Source organism: Pseudomonas sp. DG56-2 (assembly GCF_004803755.1).
Lineage (GTDB): Bacteria > Pseudomonadota > Gammaproteobacteria > Pseudomonadales > Pseudomonadaceae > Aquipseudomonas > Aquipseudomonas auratipiscis.
Genome location: NZ_CP032311.1, coordinates 4813768 through 4830257, shown reverse-complemented (window position 1 = coordinate 4830257; position 16490 = coordinate 4813768). Strand labels below are relative to the sequence as shown.

General features: G+C 59.1%; 18 protein-coding genes. All 18 read left to right on the top strand.

Annotation, left to right across the window (positions count from 1 at the left end; translation table 11 throughout):
• Positions 1 to 4 precede the first annotated feature (4 nt).
• The 18 genes from D3Z90_RS22135 (at position 5) to D3Z90_RS22050 (ending at position 16434) form a co-directional block, all read left to right on the top strand.
• Entirely contained in the window at positions 5 to 1219 is a 1215-nt protein-coding gene (locus tag D3Z90_RS22135) for an IscS subfamily cysteine desulfurase (protein WP_136478039.1), read from the top strand.
• A 46-nt stretch (positions 1220 to 1265) separates the two neighbouring features.
• Positions 1266 to 1652 (top strand): Fe-S cluster assembly scaffold IscU, encoded by a 387-nt coding sequence (iscU, locus tag D3Z90_RS22130; RefSeq protein WP_002552476.1) that lies wholly within the window; start codon positions 1266 to 1268, stop codon positions 1650 to 1652.
• A 28-nt stretch (positions 1653 to 1680) separates the two neighbouring features.
• Positions 1681 to 2004 carry an iron-sulfur cluster assembly protein IscA gene (iscA, locus tag D3Z90_RS22125; RefSeq protein ID WP_136478038.1) on the top strand — a complete coding sequence of 108 codons (324 nt, stop codon included), beginning with the start codon at positions 1681 to 1683 and terminating at the stop codon, positions 2002 to 2004.
• Between the two features lie 8 nt (positions 2005 to 2012).
• Positions 2013 to 2534, top strand: coding sequence for a co-chaperone HscB (hscB, locus tag D3Z90_RS22120; RefSeq protein ID WP_136478037.1), 522 nt, complete (start codon positions 2013 to 2015; stop codon positions 2532 to 2534).
• A gap of 42 nt (positions 2535 to 2576) precedes the next feature.
• A complete protein-coding gene (hscA, locus tag D3Z90_RS22115) occupies positions 2577 to 4439 on the top strand; it encodes a Fe-S protein assembly chaperone HscA (protein ID WP_136478036.1) in 1863 nt (620 codons plus the stop codon).
• Positions 4440 to 4442: 3 nt separating this feature from the next.
• Positions 4443 to 4784: an ISC system 2Fe-2S type ferredoxin gene (gene fdx / locus D3Z90_RS22110; protein ID WP_133216617.1), complete on the top strand. Its 342-nt coding sequence runs from the start codon at positions 4443 to 4445 to the stop codon at positions 4782 to 4784.
• A gap of 12 nt (positions 4785 to 4796) precedes the next feature.
• Positions 4797 to 4997: a Fe-S cluster assembly protein IscX gene (gene iscX, locus D3Z90_RS22105; protein ID WP_136478035.1), complete on the top strand. Its 201-nt coding sequence runs from the start codon at positions 4797 to 4799 to the stop codon at positions 4995 to 4997.
• A gap of 91 nt (positions 4998 to 5088) precedes the next feature.
• Positions 5089 to 5514, top strand: coding sequence for a nucleoside-diphosphate kinase (gene ndk / locus D3Z90_RS22100; protein ID WP_136478034.1), 426 nt, complete (start codon positions 5089 to 5091; stop codon positions 5512 to 5514).
• Between the two features lie 28 nt (positions 5515 to 5542).
• Positions 5543 to 6688 (top strand): 23S rRNA (adenine(2503)-C(2))-methyltransferase RlmN, encoded by a 1146-nt coding sequence (rlmN, locus tag D3Z90_RS22095; RefSeq protein WP_136478033.1) that lies wholly within the window; start codon positions 5543 to 5545, stop codon positions 6686 to 6688.
• A 13-nt stretch (positions 6689 to 6701) separates the two neighbouring features.
• Entirely contained in the window at positions 6702 to 7460 is a 759-nt protein-coding gene (pilW, locus tag D3Z90_RS22090; RefSeq protein ID WP_136478032.1) for a type IV pilus biogenesis/stability protein PilW, read from the top strand.
• A complete protein-coding gene (locus tag D3Z90_RS22085; RefSeq protein WP_136478031.1) occupies positions 7460 to 8497 on the top strand; it encodes a RodZ domain-containing protein in 1038 nt (345 codons plus the stop codon). The genes pilW and D3Z90_RS22085 overlap by 1 nt, the downstream gene beginning before the upstream one ends.
• Positions 8498 to 8500: 3 nt before the next feature.
• Positions 8501 to 9610 (top strand): flavodoxin-dependent (E)-4-hydroxy-3-methylbut-2-enyl-diphosphate synthase, encoded by a 1110-nt coding sequence (gene ispG / locus D3Z90_RS22080; RefSeq protein WP_136478030.1) that lies wholly within the window; start codon positions 8501 to 8503, stop codon positions 9608 to 9610.
• 24 nt (positions 9611 to 9634) lie between these two features.
• Entirely contained in the window at positions 9635 to 10924 is a 1290-nt protein-coding gene (gene hisS, locus D3Z90_RS22075) for a histidine--tRNA ligase (protein WP_136478029.1), read from the top strand.
• 39 nt (positions 10925 to 10963) lie between these two features.
• Positions 10964 to 11605, top strand: coding sequence for a tetratricopeptide repeat protein (locus D3Z90_RS22070; protein ID WP_136478028.1), 642 nt, complete (start codon positions 10964 to 10966; stop codon positions 11603 to 11605).
• Position 11606: 1 nt separating this feature from the next.
• A complete protein-coding gene (bamB, locus tag D3Z90_RS22065; RefSeq protein ID WP_218571412.1) occupies positions 11607 to 12749 on the top strand; it encodes an outer membrane protein assembly factor BamB in 1143 nt (380 codons plus the stop codon).
• 116 nt (positions 12750 to 12865) lie between these two features.
• Positions 12866 to 14329, top strand: coding sequence for a ribosome biogenesis GTPase Der (der, locus tag D3Z90_RS22060; RefSeq protein WP_136478026.1), 1464 nt, complete (start codon positions 12866 to 12868; stop codon positions 14327 to 14329).
• Between the two features lie 177 nt (positions 14330 to 14506).
• On the top strand, positions 14507 to 15655 hold the full coding sequence (locus tag D3Z90_RS22055; protein WP_136478025.1) for a pyridoxal phosphate-dependent aminotransferase: 1149 nt from the start codon (positions 14507 to 14509) through the stop codon (positions 15653 to 15655).
• Positions 15643 to 16434, top strand: coding sequence for an amidohydrolase (locus D3Z90_RS22050; RefSeq protein ID WP_136478024.1), 792 nt, complete (start codon positions 15643 to 15645; stop codon positions 16432 to 16434). Before D3Z90_RS22055 ends, D3Z90_RS22050 begins: the two co-directional genes overlap by 13 nt.
• Positions 16435 to 16490 lie beyond the last annotated feature (56 nt).

Sequence of the window (16490 nt, the reverse complement as noted above, 5' to 3'; positions counted from 1 at the left end):
TTCAATGAAGTTGCCGATCTACCTCGATTACTCCGCGACCACACCGGTCGACCCACGCGTTGCTCAGAAGATGAGCGATTGCCTGCTGGTCGATGGAAACTTCGGTAACCCGGCGTCGCGTTCGCACGTATTTGGCTGGAAAGCCGAAGAAGCGGTCGAGAATGCTCGTCGCCAGGTCGCTGACCTGGTTAATGCCGATCCGCGGGAAATTGTCTGGACCAGCGGTGCTACCGAGTCCGACAACCTGGCAATCAAGGGCGTTGCGCACTTCTACAACACCAAGGGCAAGCACATCATCACCTCCAAAATCGAGCACAAGGCTGTCCTGGACAGCACTCGTCAACTGGAGCGTGAAGGCTTTGACGTCACCTACATCGAGCCAGGCGCCGATGGCCTGATTACCCCGGCCATGGTCGAAGCTGCCCTGCGTGACGACACTATCCTGGTGTCGATCATGCATGTGAACAATGAAATCGGCACCATCAACGACATCGCTGCCATTGGCGAACTGACCCGCGCACGTGGCGTCATGTTCCACGTCGATGCTGCCCAGTCCACTGGCAAGGTCGAGATCGACCTGCAGAAGCTGAAAGTCGACCTGATGTCGTTCTCGGCACACAAGACCTACGGTCCAAAAGGTATCGGCGCGCTGTACGTCAGCCGCAAGCCTCGCGTACGCCTGGAAGCCACCATGCACGGCGGCGGTCACGAGCGCGGCATGCGTTCGGGCACCCTGGCTACCCACCAGATCGTTGGCATGGGCGAAGCGTTCGCCATTGCCAAAGAGCAGATGGCCAGCGAGAACGCGCGTATCAAGGCGTTGAGCGATCGTTTCTACAAGCAGGTTGAAGGTCTGGAAGAGCTGTACATCAACGGCAGCATGACTGCGCGTATTCCGCACAACCTGAACCTGAGCTTCAACTACGTCGAAGGCGAGTCGCTGATCATGGCCCTCAAGGACCTGGCAGTGTCTTCGGGTTCGGCCTGTACATCGGCATCGCTTGAGCCGTCCTACGTTCTTCGTGCCCTGGGCCGCAACGACGAGCTGGCTCACAGCTCCATCCGCTTCACCTTCGGTCGTTTTACCACCGAAGAAGAAATCGACTACGCCGCGCAGAAGGTGTGCGAGGCCGTAACCAAGCTGCGCGAACTGTCGCCGCTGTGGGATATGTACAAAGACGGCGTCGACATCTCCAAGATTGAGTGGGCTGCGCACTAAGTAGTCGCCGGCAAGAGCGGCTCTCTGATGAGGAAGGAATTGCACCATGGCATACAGTGAAAAGGTCATCGACCACTACGAAAACCCACGTAACGTCGGCAAGATGAATGCCGAAGATCCGGATGTCGGCACCGGCATGGTCGGCGCCCCGGCGTGTGGTGATGTGATGCGTCTGCAAATCAAGGTTAACGAGCAGGGCGTCATTGAAGATGCCAAGTTCAAGACCTATGGCTGTGGTTCGGCCATCGCCTCCAGCTCCCTGGCCACCGAGTGGATGAAGGGTAAGACGCTGGACGAAGCCGAAACCATCAAGAACACCCAGCTGGCCGAAGAACTGGCGTTGCCGCCAGTGAAAATCCACTGCTCGGTACTCGCTGAGGACGCCATCAAGGCAGCCGTACGCGATTACAAGCAGAAGAAAGGTTTGCTCTAAGTTCGCCTGTTGCAGGTAAGGAGTCTCGATGGCTATCAGCATGACAGAAGCCGCCGCCAACCACGTGCGGCGCTCTCTTGACGGACGCGGCAAAGGTGTTGGTATTCGCCTTGGCGTGCGTACCACCGGCTGCTCGGGTCTGGCCTATGTGCTGGAATTCGTCGATCAGCCAGACGACGAGGATCAAGTGTTCGAGAGTCACGGCGAAAAGGTCATTATCGACCCGAAAAGCCTTTCTTATCTCGACGGCACCGAACTGGATTTCGTCAAGGAAGGGTTGAACGAAGGCTTCAAGTTCAACAACCCCAACGTGCGCGGTGAGTGTGGCTGCGGCGAAAGCTTCAACGTTTGAGGCTGCGCGTGGGTACTCCTTGTCATTTCGCCCTGTTTGACCTGCAACCTGGCTTCCGCCTGGACCTCGACAAGTTGGCCGTTCGTTATCGCGAACTGGCCCGCGAGGTTCATCCGGATCGCTTCGCCGATGCCTCCGAACGTGAACAGCGTGTTGCGCTGGAGCGTTCGGCTGCGCTGAACGAGGCTTACCAGACGCTAAAGAGCGCGCCCCGGCGTGCCCGCTACCTGTTGGCTATCAGCGGCGCCGAAGTGCCGCAGGAAGTCACTGTCCACGATCCCGAGTTTCTGTTTCAGCAAATGCAATTGCGTGAAGAACTCGAAGATCTTCAGGATAGTGCCGACCTTGATGGCGTCGCTGCTTTCAAGCGCCGCTTGAAAGTCGCCCAGGAAGCGCTCAACGAGGACTTCGCTGCCTGCTGGAATGATCCTGCGCAGCGCGAACAGGCCGAGCGCCTGATGCGCCGCATGCAGTTTCTGGAAAAGCTCGCCTATGAAGTGCGCCAGCTGGAAGAGCGCCTCGACGATTAACCCGGCGCTGCCTTTGGCGGCGCCCCTGGTATTCAGATAAGCATGGCCCTACTGCAGATCGCCGAACCCGGTCAGAGCCCTCAACCGCACCAGCGTCGCCTGGCGGTGGGTATTGACCTTGGTACCACCAACTCCCTGGTTGCCGCCCTGCGCAGCGGCCGTAGCGAGCCCTTGCCCGACGCCCAAGGCCAGGTCATCCTGCCTTCGGCGGTGCGTTACCACGCCGACCACATCGATGTCGGCCAGGTGGCGCGCGACGCTGCTGCTCGCGACCCGCTTAACACTGTATTGTCGGTCAAACGCCTGATGGGCCGTGGCCTGGCGGACGTGAAGCAACTGGGTGAGCAGCTTCCGTATCGGTTTGTCGGTGGTGAGTCGCACATGCCGTTCATCGACACCATTCAGGGCCCGAAAAGCCCGGTGGAAGTCTCAGCGGATATCCTCAAGGCGCTGCGTCAGCGGGCCGAAGAGACCCTCGGTGGAGAGTTGGTGGGGGCGGTCATCACTGTACCTGCCTATTTCGACGACGCTCAGCGTCAAGCCACCAAGGATGCTGCGCGTCTGGCTGGGCTGAACGTGTTGCGCCTGCTCAATGAGCCTACCGCGGCAGCCGTGGCGTACGGTCTGGACCAGAACGCCGAAGGCGTGGTGGCCATCTACGACCTGGGTGGTGGCACCTTCGATATTTCGATCCTGCGCCTGACGGGCGGCGTGTTCGAGGTATTGGCTACGGGTGGTGATACTGCCCTGGGTGGTGACGACTTCGACTACGCAATTGCCAATTGGATTGTCGAGCAGGCCGGCCTGTCTTCGAATCTCGATCCAGGCGCCCAGCGCGAATTGTTGCAAACCGCTTGTGCATCCAAGGAAGCCCTGACCACTGCCGATTCAGTGTCTGTGGCCTATGGCAACTGGCAGGCCGAGTTGACCCGCAGTGCCTTCGATACCCTGATCGAGCCAATGATCGCCCGTAGCCTCAAGGCCTGCCGTCGCGCCGTGCGCGACAGCGGTGTCGAGCTCGAAGACGTGGGCGCCGTTGTCATGGTAGGGGGATCGACCCGCGTTCCACGTGTGCGCGAGGCTGTAGGTACGCTATTTGGTCGTACTCCGCTGACCGAGATCGACCCGGATCAGGTTGTGGCCATCGGTGCTGCAATCCAGGCTGACACCTTGGCTGGCAACCGTCGCGATGGCGGCGAGCTGCTTTTGCTTGACGTAATTCCGCTGTCCCTGGGGCTGGAAACCATGGGCGGACTGATGGAGAAGGTGATTCCGCGCAACACCACCATTCCAGTTGCCCGTGCCCAGGAGTTCACCACCTACAAGGATGGCCAGTCGGCCATGATGATTCACGTGCTGCAAGGCGAGCGTGAACTGATCAGCGACTGCCGTTCCCTGGCGCGCTTCGAATTGCGTGGTATTCCGGCCATGGTGGCGGGTGCTGCAAAAATTCGCGTGACGTTCCAGGTCGACGCCGATGGCCTGCTCAGCGTTTCCGCGCGTGAACTGGGTTCGGGTGTGGAGTCGAGCATTCAGGTCAAGCCGTCCTATGGCCTGACCGACGGCGAAATCGCCCGGATGCTCAAGGATTCCTTCGAGCATGCCGGTTTCGACAAAGTTGCCCGCCAGCTGCGCGAGCACCAGGTTGATGCCGAGCGCCTGCTCGAAGCGGTCCAGGGAGCCCTGGATGCTGATGGCGACCGCCTGCTTGACGCCGAAGAGCGTCTGGCTATCGAACAACAGATGCAAGACTTGCGTGATTTGATCAACGGCACCGATGGCGCCGCCATCGAGCAGCAGACCAAACGTCTGTCGCAGGTGACCGATGCCTTTGCCGCCCGTCGCCTTGATTCGACGGTAAAAGCCGCGTTGGCCGGGCGCAACCTGAATGAGATCGAGGAATAACAGATGCCGCAGGTGATTTTTCTGCCCCATGAGAAGTTCTGCCCGGAGGGCATGGTCGTAGAGGCCGAGACGGGCAAGTCCATTCTTGAAGTGGCACATGACAACCACATCGAGATCGAAAGCGCCTGCGGCGGCGTCTGCGCCTGCACCACCTGTCACTGCGTCATTCGCGAAGGTTTCAATTCGCTCAATGAGGCCGACGAGCTGGAAGAGGACTATCTGGACCGCGCCTGGGGCCTGGAGCCAACGTCGCGCCTGACGTGTCAGGCCAAGGTCGGCACCGAAGACGTGACCGTCGAGATTCCCAAGTACTCCCTCAACCACGCTGCTGAAGCGCCGCATTGATCTGGAGCTGACATGAGCCTGAAATGGGTTGATGTACTTGAAATTGCAATCCAGCTTGCCGAAAGCAAGCCGGAAGTCGATCCTCGTTATGTGAACTTCGTCGATCTGCACCAGTGGGTGCTGGCATTGCCGGAATTCAGTGACGATCCTAGCCGGGGTGGCGAGAAGGTTCTCGAAGCCATCCAGGCGGCCTGGATCGACGAAGCCGACTGAGCGCACTCGGCAGGTTAGGCAATCCCCCAGAACCCGCGTATAATTCGCGGGTTTAATTTTTCGCATCACTCAACGTTTCTGGAGTTTCACCATGGCTGTTCAACGTACTTTCTCCATCATCAAGCCTGACGCCGTTGCCAAGAACGTGATCGGCAAGATCACCACTCGCTTCGAAGAAGCCGGCCTGAAAATCGTTGCCTCGAAACTGAAGCAACTGTCCAAAGCCGAAGCAGAAGGCTTCTACGCCGAGCACAAAGAGCGCGGTTTCTTCGGTGACCTGGTTGCTTTCATGATCTCCGGTCCAGTTGTTGTTCAGGTTCTGGAAGGCGAAAACGCTATCGCTCTGAACCGTGAGCTGATGGGCGCTACCAACCCTAAAGAAGCTGCTGCCGGCACCATCCGTGCTGACTTCGCCGAGTCCATCGACGCCAACGCCGTTCACGGTTCGGACTCCGAAGCCGCTGCTGCTCGCGAAATCGCTTACTTCTTCGCAGCTACCGAGGTAACCACTCGCTAAGCGAAAGCTTACGAGTGAGGGTGAATCCATGACGACATCGACTGGTAAAACTAACCTGTTGGGGCTTACCCAACCGGAAATGGAAAAATTCTTCGACTCTATCGGGGAGAAGCGTTTCCGTGCCGGTCAGGTAATGAAATGGATTCACCACTTTGGTGTCGATGATTTCGACGCCATGACGAATGTCGGCAAGGCCCTGCGCGAAAAGCTCAAGGCTGTTGCCGAGATTCGCGGTCCGGAAGTGGTCAGCGAGGACATCTCCAGCGACGGCACCCGTAAATGGGTGGTGCGTGTGGCGTCCGGCAGCTGTGTCGAGACCGTATACATTCCTCAGGGTAAACGTGGCACGCTGTGTGTCTCGTCTCAGGCCGGTTGTGCCCTGGACTGCAGTTTCTGCTCCACCGGCAAGCAAGGATTCAACAGCAACCTCACTGCCGCCGAAGTCATCGGTCAGGTGTGGATTGCCAACAAGTCGTTCGGCAGTGTTCCAGCCACCATCGACCGCGCCATTACCAACGTGGTGATGATGGGCATGGGTGAGCCGCTGCTCAACTTCGATAACGTCGTCGCTGCCATGCACCTGATGATGGACGACCTCGGCTATGGCATTTCCAAGCGCCGGGTGACGCTGTCCACCTCCGGCGTGGTTCCGATGATCGAAGAGCTGGCCAAGCACATCGACGTCTCCCTGGCCCTGTCGCTGCACGCGCCGAACGACGCGCTGCGCAACGAACTGGTGCCGATCAACAAGAAGTACCCACTCAAGGTCCTGCTCGAGGCGTGCATGAACTACATGTCGCAGTTGGGCGAAAAGCGCGTGCTGACCATTGAGTACACGCTGCTCAAAGACGTCAACGACAAGCTCGAACACGCCGTGGAAATGGCCGAGCTGCTCAAGAACGTTCCCTGCAAGATCAACCTGATTCCGTTCAACCCGTTCCCGCATTCCGGTTACGAGCGGCCGAGCAACAATGCCATTCGTCGCTTCCAGGATCACCTGCATCACGCCGGCTACAACGTAACCGTGCGTACCACCCGTGGTGAAGATATCGATGCAGCATGTGGTCAATTGGTAGGTCAAGTGATGGACCGCACCCGCCGTAGCGAGCGCTATATCGCCGTGCGTCAGCTGAATGCTGATGGTGATATGCAAGACAGCGCTGCTCGGAACTGAAGAGAGGAACTCCATGACTTTGCGCGTCGCGCTGTCGATCCTGTCGCTCGCCCTGCTTGCAGGTTGCGTGTCCGGCGGGAGTTCGGACACGCTGGCGAGCCGCGAAGGGCGCACGCAGGCCGGCAAGGCCTACGTGCAATTAGGGTTGGGATATTTGCAACAAGGTTTGACCGAGCAGGCCATGGGGCCACTGAAAAAAGCGCTTGATCTCAATAGCCAGGATGCCGCAGCACATGCGGCCCTGGCTTTGGTCTATCAGGCGCAGGACGAACCGGGGTTGGCCGACAGGCATTATCTGAAGGCTCTGGCCAGCAATCCAGGTGACACGCGGATTCAAAACAACTACGGCAGTTTTCTGTATGCCCAGGGGCAATACGCCCAGGCGCAGAAGATGTTTGCCCAAGCGGCGGCCGATACCCTGTATCCTGAGCGTTCACGAGTATTCGAAAGCCTTGGCTTGACCGCTCTGCGGCTTGGCCAGCGCAACCAGGCGCAGGAATACCTGGTAAAAGCTTTGCGACTCAACCAGAAGCAGCCACGCGCGTTGCTGGAAATGGCTGAGTTGTCTTACGAAGACAGGCATTATGTGCCGGCCCGCGACTACTACGATCGTTTCAGCCAGCTGAGCGACCACGGTGCTCGGAGCTTGCTGCTGGGCAGTCGCCTGGCCAATGTCTTCGAAGAACGGAACAAGGCCGCCGATCTGGGCCTGCAATTACAACGACTTTATCCCGGTACGCCGGAATATCAGCAATACCTGTCGGAGCAATGATGAAAGCGGCGCATCCCGAAGCAGCAGCAGCGACTCGCGAGAACCCAGGTGAGACTTTGCGTCAGGCCCGTGAAAGCAGGGGTTGGTCGCAGGCCGAAGTGGCTCAGAAGCTGAACCTGACCGTGAGTTCATTGAACAACCTTGAATCCGGTGCCTTCGACAAGCTACCCGGGCACACCTTCGCCCGTGGTTACATCCGTGCCTATGCAAAGCTGTTGGGCATGGACCAGGCCGTTCTGGTACAAGCGTTCGACCAGTGCACCGGGACTCATGCCCAAGGCAGCGACGTCCACGCTCTTGGGCGTATCGAAGAACCGGTGCGCCTGTCGCACAATATTTTGCGCGTGGTCAGCCTGCTGTTGCTGGTGCTGGTGATCGGCGGTGGCTTCTTCTGGTGGCAAGATCAAAGCAGCCAGCGCAGCAAAGACCTGGTCAACATGGCGCTTGAACATGTTGAAGTCGAAAGCGCTGATGGCACCACACAGATCCATCCGCTGGACGAGCCTGAAGACCAGGCCGTCGACGCCGCTCAGCAACCGCAAAGCACACCACTGAATCTGGAACAGACGCCGGCGGCCACCACCGAGTTGGCTGATTCCGAACCGGCCGCGCCAGCGAGCGCAGGCACCCCGATCGCACCTGTCGTGCCGCCGGTCAATAGCGCCGTATCCCCAACCACGCCGGTCGCTGCAGTTCCTGCGCCCGCACCTGCTGCGGTTGCGCCGGTCGTGGCGGCAACTGCGGTCGCTCCTGCAGTTACTCCCGCTCCTGAGAGCACCACCACCGCTGCGGTCGGTAGTGGCAAGTTGCACATGCAATTCAGCGCCGATTGCTGGACTTCGGTCACCGACGGCAATGGCAAGGTGCTGTTCAGCGCCATCAAGCGCAAGGGCGACAGCCTGGACCTGACCGGCAAGCCGCCGTTTGCGGTACGCCTGGGCTTTGCCCGGGGCGTTCAGGTCAGCTACAACGGTCAGCCTGTCGACGTTGCGCCGTTCACCAGTGGCGAGACTGCTCGCCTGAAGTTGGGACAATAAGTCATGCACGGCGAATCACCGATCAAACGTCGCGAATCCCGCAAAATCTGGGTGGGTAATGTACCTGTCGGCGGCGATGCCCCCATCGCCGTCCAGAGTATGACCAACACCGACACCAACGACGTTGCCGCAACTGTGGGACAAATCAACCGCCTGATCGATGCCGGCGTCGACATCGTTCGCGTCTCGGTGCCGGACATGGATGCCGCAGAAGCCTTTGGCCGCATCAAGCAGCAGGTCAGCGTGCCACTGGTAGCCGATATCCACTTCGACTATCGCATTGCCTTGCGGGTGGCTGAACTGGGCGTAGATTGCCTGCGCATCAACCCAGGCAATATCGGTCGTGAAGACCGAGTGCGTGCAGTAGTTGATGCTGCCCGTGATCGCGGTATTCCGATTCGCATCGGCGTCAACGCCGGTTCCCTGGAAAAAGACCTGCAGAAGAAATACGGCGAGCCGACTCCGGCAGCATTGGTCGAATCGGCCATGCGTCATGTCGAGCATCTCGACCGCCTGGACTTCCAGGACTTCAAGGTCAGCGTCAAGGCATCTGACGTGTTCATGGCGGTTGAAGCCTACCGCCTTCTGGCCAAACAGATCGTGCAGCCGCTGCACCTGGGTATCACCGAAGCCGGTGGCCTGCGTTCAGGTACGGTGAAATCCGCTGTTGGCCTCGGTATGCTGCTTGCCGAAGGGATTGGCGATACTATTCGCATTTCGTTGGCGGCAGACCCGGTAGAGGAAGTGAAGGTCGGTTACGACATCCTCAAGTCCCTGCACCTGCGTTCGCGTGGCATCAACTTCATCGCCTGCCCGAGTTGCTCGCGGCAGAACTTCGATGTGGTGAAAACCATGAACGAGCTGGAAGGGCGTCTGGAAGACCTGTTGGTACCGATGGACGTGGCTGTGATCGGCTGCGTGGTCAACGGTCCGGGCGAAGCCAAGGAAGCCCACGTAGGGCTGACCGGTGGTACGCCGAACCTGATCTACATCGATGGCAAGCCAGCGCAGAAACTGACCAATGACAACCTGGTCGATGAGCTCGAACGACTCATCCGCCAGAAAGCGGCCGAAAAAGCCGAAGCTGACGCGACGTTGATCGCGCGTGGCTGACCACCAGATTCGTAAGGATTTTCCGTGAGTAAATCGCTGCAAGCCATTCGTGGCATGAACGACATCCTGCCCGAGCAGACACCGCTGTGGCGCTATTTCGAAAGCACCGTCGCCGGCCTGCTGGACACCTACGGTTATCGTCAGATCCGCACGCCGATCGTTGAGTTCACCGAGCTGTTCAAACGCTCGATTGGTGAAGTCACCGACATCGTCGAAAAAGAAATGTACACCTTCGCTGATCGTAACGGCGACTCCCTGACCCTGCGTCCGGAAGGCACCGCAGCTTGCGTACGCGCAGTGCTCGAACACGGTATCAGCGGTGGTGGCCAAGTGCAGAAGCTCTGGTACATCGGCCAGATGTTCCGCCACGAGCGCCCGCAAAAAGGCCGCTATCGCCAGTTCAACCAGATCGGGGTCGAAGTCTTCAACCTCGACGGCCCGGACATCGATGCCGAGTTGATCGTGCTCACCTGGCGCCTGTGGGGTTTGTTGGGTATTCGCGATGCAGTCAAGCTCGAGCTCAACAGCCTGGGCACCAGCGAAGCCCGTGCCCGCTACCGTGATGCGCTGGTCGAGTTTCTCTCGGCGCGTCTGGAGCAACTGGACGAAGACAGCCAGCGTCGCCTGAAGACCAACCCGTTGCGTATCCTCGACAGCAAGGATGCCAATACCCAGTCAGTGCTGGTTGGCGCGCCGAAGCTTGAAGACTACCTGGACGAAGAGTCGCGGGTGCATTTCGAAGGTTTGAAAGCACGTCTGGATGCCGCCGGCATTCCGTTCGTGATCAATACCAAGCTGGTACGTGGCCTGGACTATTACAGCAAGACCGTGTTCGAGTGGGTCACCGACAAGCTCGGTTCCCAAGGTACTGTCTGCGCCGGCGGTCGTTATGATGGTCTGGTCGAGCAGATGGGTGGCAAGCCAACCCCAGGCGTCGGTTTCGCCATGGGTATCGAGCGCCTTATTCTGCTGCTGGAAACCCTGGAGCAAATTCCCGAATCGATCAATCGTCAAGTCGACGTCTACCTGTGCGCCTTCGGTGAGCAGGCAGAGCTGGCCGGCCTGGCCTTGAGCGAGCGTCTGCGTGATCGCCTGCCGGGCCTGCGTCTGCAGGTAAACGCCGGTGCCGGCAGCTTCAAGAGTCAGTTCAAGAAGGCCGACAAGAGCAACGCGCTGTTTGCCTTGATCCTGGGGGACGACGAACTGGCGCAACAAGTGGTAGGTTTCAAACCCCTGCGTGGCCAGGGCGAACAACAAAACATTGCCTGGGATGCTCTGGCAGAGCACCTGGAAGCTTCCCTCGCGCAGGCGTGAAGCGGGTCAACAGCCGATTTGGTGAAAAGGAGTATTGGGGTGTCGAGTACCGATGATGAACAGCTGGCGGCATTCAAGGACTGGTGGCAGCGTAACGGCAAGCCACTGGTAACCGGCGGCCTGCTGGCACTGGTGATAGTGTTCGGCTGGCAAGCTTTCCAGAAGTACCAGGGTAACCAGTCACAAGGTGCCTCGAACCTCTATCAGGCCCTGCTGGAAACGACTTTGACGCCTAGCGGCGAACCAGATGCGGCCAAAGTCGCAGAGCTGTCCGGCAAGCTCAAGAACGAGTTTGGCGGTTCTGCCTATGCGCAATACGGCAGCCTGTTCGTGGCCAAGGTCGCCGTTGAGTCGGGCAAGCTGGATGACGCTGCTGCCGAGCTCAAGTCGATCGTGGACAAGCCAGCTGACGCTACCCTGGGCGAAATCGCCCGTCAGCGTCTGGCTCGCGTCCTGGCAGCCCAGGCCAAGGTCGATGAGGCTCTGAAGCTTCTGGACGGCGATGCCGACAAGGCATTCCTGGCCAGCCGTGAAGAACTCAAGGGCGATCTGCTGGTGCAGTTGGGTCGTGCTGCTGATGCTCATACTGCTTACGAAAAGGCCAAGGCCGCGCTGTCTGACGACGCTGCGATCGGTGGCTTGCAACTCAAGCTCGACGACCTTGCCAAAGGGGATGCGTGACGTGATCGGTTGGAAACATGCAGCAGTGCTGACCCTGGCCCTTTTGGCCGTGGGTTGCAGCAGCAACAGCAAAAAGGAATTGCCCCCGGCCGAGCTGACCAAGTTCACCGAAGAGGTTGTCCTCAAGAAGCAGTGGAGCCGCTCGATCGGTGACGGTCAGGGCGAGTCTTTCAATATGCTGGTTCCGGCGATCGAGAACGATCGCATCTACGCCGCCGATGTTACTGGTGTAGTGATGGCCATGGATCGCAACAACGGCGACGTGGCGTGGAAAAAGGATCTTGAACTACCTGTTTCCGGCGCCGTTGGCGTGGGTTACGGGATGGTCATGCTGGGCACGCTCAAGGGCGAAGTCATCGCTCTGGACGCGAGCACCGGTGAAGAGCGCTGGCGCTCGCGCGTGACCAGTGAGGTTCTGGCACCACCTGCCACCAATGGTGACGTAGTGGTGGTACAGACCCAGGATGACCGTGTGATTGGCCTGGATGCCAGCACCGGTGATCGTCGCTGGATCTATGAGAGCACTCCAGCAGTACTGACGCTGCGTGGCACAGGCGCCCCGATTGTTACCAATCATCTGGCGGTCGCCGGGCTGTCGACCGGTAAGGTCGTTGCCCTGGATACCCGCAATGGTGTACCGGTCTGGGAGCAGCGCGTGGCGATTCCGCAAGGTCGCTCGGAGCTTGATCGCGTTGTCGATATCGACGGCGGTCTGTTGCTGTCAGGCGGTACCTTGTACGTCGCGAGCTACCAGGGTCGGGTTGCCGGCCTGGACCTGGAAAGCGGACGTGTGATGTGGCAGCGTGATGCTTCCAGCTACACCGGTGTGGCCCAGGGTTTCGGTAACGTCTACGTAAGCCTGGCTTCGGGTACCGTAGAGGGCATCGACGAACGCTCATCGAGCGCACTGTGGAGCAACGACTCTCTGGCGCGTCGTCAACTGTCGGCACCGGAAGTGTTCTCAAGCTATGTAGCCGTAGGTGACCTGGAAGGTTACTTGCACCTGCTCAGCCAGGTTGACGGTCGCTTTGTCGGTCGTGAGCGTATCGACAGCGATGGCCTGCGTGCCCGTCCGCTGGTGGTGGGTGACACCATCTATGTGTACGGCAACAGCGGCAAGCTCGAGGCGCTGACTATCCGCTGAGGCTATGCTTGAGGCCATGCAGGCCTCGGGCTGCGGCATTTTGGGTGCCGCCTGAACTCCGGCCGCTGCAGTGCAGCGGCTTTTGTATTTTTTGAATTTATGAAGTGGAGAGCCGCATGGTTCCCGTAATTGCCCTGGTGGGCCGACCGAACGTCGGTAAATCCACCATGTTCAACCGCCTGACCCGGACTCGCGACGCTATCGTCGGCGATCTGTCCGGGCTTACCCGTGACCGTCAATACGGTGAAGCGCGCTGGCAAGGCCGCTCGTACATTCTGGTCGACACTGGCGGTATCTCCGGTGACGAGCATGGCATGGACGAGAAAATGGCTGAGCAATCGCTGCTGGCCATCGAAGAAGCTGATGTCGTGCTGTTTCTGGTTGACGCACGTGCAGGCCTGACTGCTGCCGACCAGATGATTTCCGAGCACTTGCGCAAGCGCAACAAGCGCTCGTTCCTGGTGGCGAACAAGATCGACAACATCGATCCGCAAATCGCCATTGCCGAATTCTCGCCATTGGGTATGGGTAATGCCATTGGCGTGGCCGGCGCTCAGGGGCGTGGTGTCAACAACCTGCTGGAAGTCGTGCTCAGTGACTTCCCTCGGGACAAGGACGAGGAGGAGATCGACACCGATGTCGCCGAAGGCGAGGAAGCGGTGCGCATCCCTGGCCCGAGCGAAAAAGATGGTATCAAGATCGCCATCATCGGTCGTCCGAACGTCGGTAAATCGACCCTCGTCAACCGTATGCTCGGTGAAGACCGAGTCATCGTCTACGATCAGCCGGGCACCACTCGCGACAGTATCTACATTCCCTTCGAGCGTAACGAAGAGAAGTACACCTTGATCGACACTGCCGGAGTGCGCAAGCGCGGCAAGATCCACGAGGAGGTCGAGAAATTCTCGGTAGTCAAGACGCTGCAGGCGATCAAGGATGCCAACGTGGTCATCTTCGTCATGGATGCCCGCGAAGGCGTGGTCGACCATGATTTGAACCTGCTGGGCTTTGCCCTGGAAGCCGGTCGCGCCATCGTCATCGCCCTGAACAAGTGGGATGGCATGCAGCCAAGCGAGCGTGACTACGTGAAGACCGAGTTGGAGCGTCGGTTGTTCTTCGTCGACTTCGCCGACATCCACTTCATTTCGGCGCTGCATGGCACTGGCGTAGGCAACCTGTACCAGTCGGTGCAGAACTCCTTCAAGTCGGCGGTTACCCGCTGGCCGACCAGCCGCCTGACCCAGATCCTCGAAGATGCGATCAGCGATCACCAGCCGCCGATGGTAAACGGTCGTCGAATCAAGCTGCGTTACGCCCACCTGGGTGGTGCCAACCCGCCGATCATCGTGATCCACGGCAACCAGGTCGAGAAAGTGCCGAAGTCGTACTCGCGCTACCTGGAAAATACTTATCGCCGAGTGCTCAAGCTGGTCGGTACCCCGATCCGTATCGAGTACAAAGGCAGCGATAACCCGTACGAAGGCAACAAGAACACCCTGACCGATCGCCAGGTCAACAAGAAGCGCCGCTTGATGTCGCACCACAAGAAAGCTGAGAAGAAGCGTAAAGACAAGCGCTGACGCCAGCGCGGGGCAAGCCGAGTCGTCGCGCCGCCGCTCCCACTGGGTTCTGATGAGCCCATGGGGAGCGGGCTTGCCCCGCGATTGATGTGCGACTGTTACAACCTTTTTCCTGATCACTCAATCCGCTATGCTCGGTCTCTGACCGCAGGATTGTTCAGAAGGAAAGAGGGCTCCATGATCAGCAGCAAGTTGCCGAACGTCGGCACGACCATCTTTACCACCATGTCCCAGCTCGCCGTGCAAACCGGCGCTTTGAACCTGTCCCAGGGTTTTCCCGATTTCAGCGGCCCGCAGGCCCTGCTCGATGCAGCAGGTCGGCATATCAGTGCCGGCCACAACCAGTATTGCCCCATGACAGGTCTGCCGGCGCTGCGCCAGCAGGTCGCGACCAAGATCGCCCGCAGTTATGGCGTCAGTGTCGATGCTGACACCGAGATCACGATTACCCCCGGTGCTACCGAAGCGATCTTTTGTGCCATTCATGCGGTCATTCGTGCAGGTGACGAGGTCATCGTTTTCGATCCCAGTTATGACAGCTACGAGCCCTCTGTAGAGCTGGCCGGCGGTCGCTGTGTGCATGTGCAACTGACAGATGGCGAATTTGCCATCGACTGGCAGAAGCTCATCGATGCTCTGAGCCCCCGTACGCGGATGATCATTATCAACTCGCCGCACAATCCCAGTGGTGCGCTGATCAGCCGTGACGACCTGGAGAAATTGGCGCTGTTGATTGCCGAGCGGGACATCTACCTGATCAGCGACGAAGTCTACGAGCACCTGGTGTTCGACGGCGCCAAGCACGCCAGTGTGTTGGCGCACGAAGCACTGTACCAGCGTGCGTTCGTGGTCAGCTCATTCGGCAAGACCTACCATGTCACGGGCTGGAAAACCGGCTACGTGGTTGCACCACCTGCTCTGAGCGCCGAGCTGCGCAAGGTTCATCAATACGTCAACTTCTGCGGCGTTACGCCGCTGCAGTGGGCGCTGGCTGACTTTATGGCCGAGCATCCAGAGCATGTTGAAGCGCTTCCGGCGTTCTACCAGGCCAAGCGCGATCTGTTTTGTGATCTGCTGGAACCATCGCGCTTTGCGCTCAAGCGGTCTGCCGGTACTTACTTCCAGTTGGTCGATTATTCGCAGATCCGCCCGGACCTGAACGATGTCGACATGTCGCTGTGGCTGACCCGCGAGCATGGCGTGGCGACTATCCCGGTGTCGGTGTTCTATCAACAACCCATTCCCGAGCAGCGCCTGGTGCGCCTGTGCTTTGCCAAACGCGAGGAGACGCTGCGTCAGGCAGCGGAGAAGTTATGCGCGATCTGAGTGATTTGCCTAACCTGAAAGTGGCCCTGGTGCAGACAACCCTGGCCTGGCAGGACCGTTTGGCGAACTACGAGCATTTTGAAGGCTTGCTCGAGCAAGCCCGTGGCGCCGATCTGATTATCCTGCCGGAAATGTTCACCAGCGGTTTTTCCATGGACTCCGAGCGTCTGGCTGAGCCTGAAAACGGCCCCACCTACAAGTGGCTCAAAAGTCAGGCGAAAAAGCTTGATGCAGTGGTCACCGGCAGCGTGATTATCCAGGCTGCCGATGGCAGTCATCGCAACCGCTTGCTGTGGGCCCGTCCAGACGGCGAGATTCTGTTCTACGACAAACGTCACCTGTTCCGCATGGCGGGCGAGCACAAGCATTACACCCCAGGCGAGCGCCAGGTGCAGTTCGAGGTCAAGGGTTGGCGGGTGCGTACACTGATCTGCTATGACCTGCGCTTTCCGGTGTGGAGTCGCGATGCGCAAGACACCGATCTACTGCTTTACACCGCCAACTGGCCTGCAGCCCGTCGCCAGCACTGGAACCGTTTACTGCCGGCGCGGGGCATCGAAAACCTGTGCTATGTAGCGGCAGTGAATCGAGTGGGTACCGATGGGAAGGGTTTTGCTTACTCTGGCGATAGCCAGGTTCTGGATTTTCAGGGTGAGAGTCTGCTCAGCGCGGGTGAGGCAGATGGCGTGTTCACCGTGACCCTCAGTGCTGCGGATCTTGGGGCTTACCGCACGCGCTTCCCGGCCAATCTGGATGCCGATACCTTCGATTTGCATTGACACCGTAATTGCGGGGTAAGCCTCCCACAGCAGTTGATTGAGTGGGAGCGGGCTTG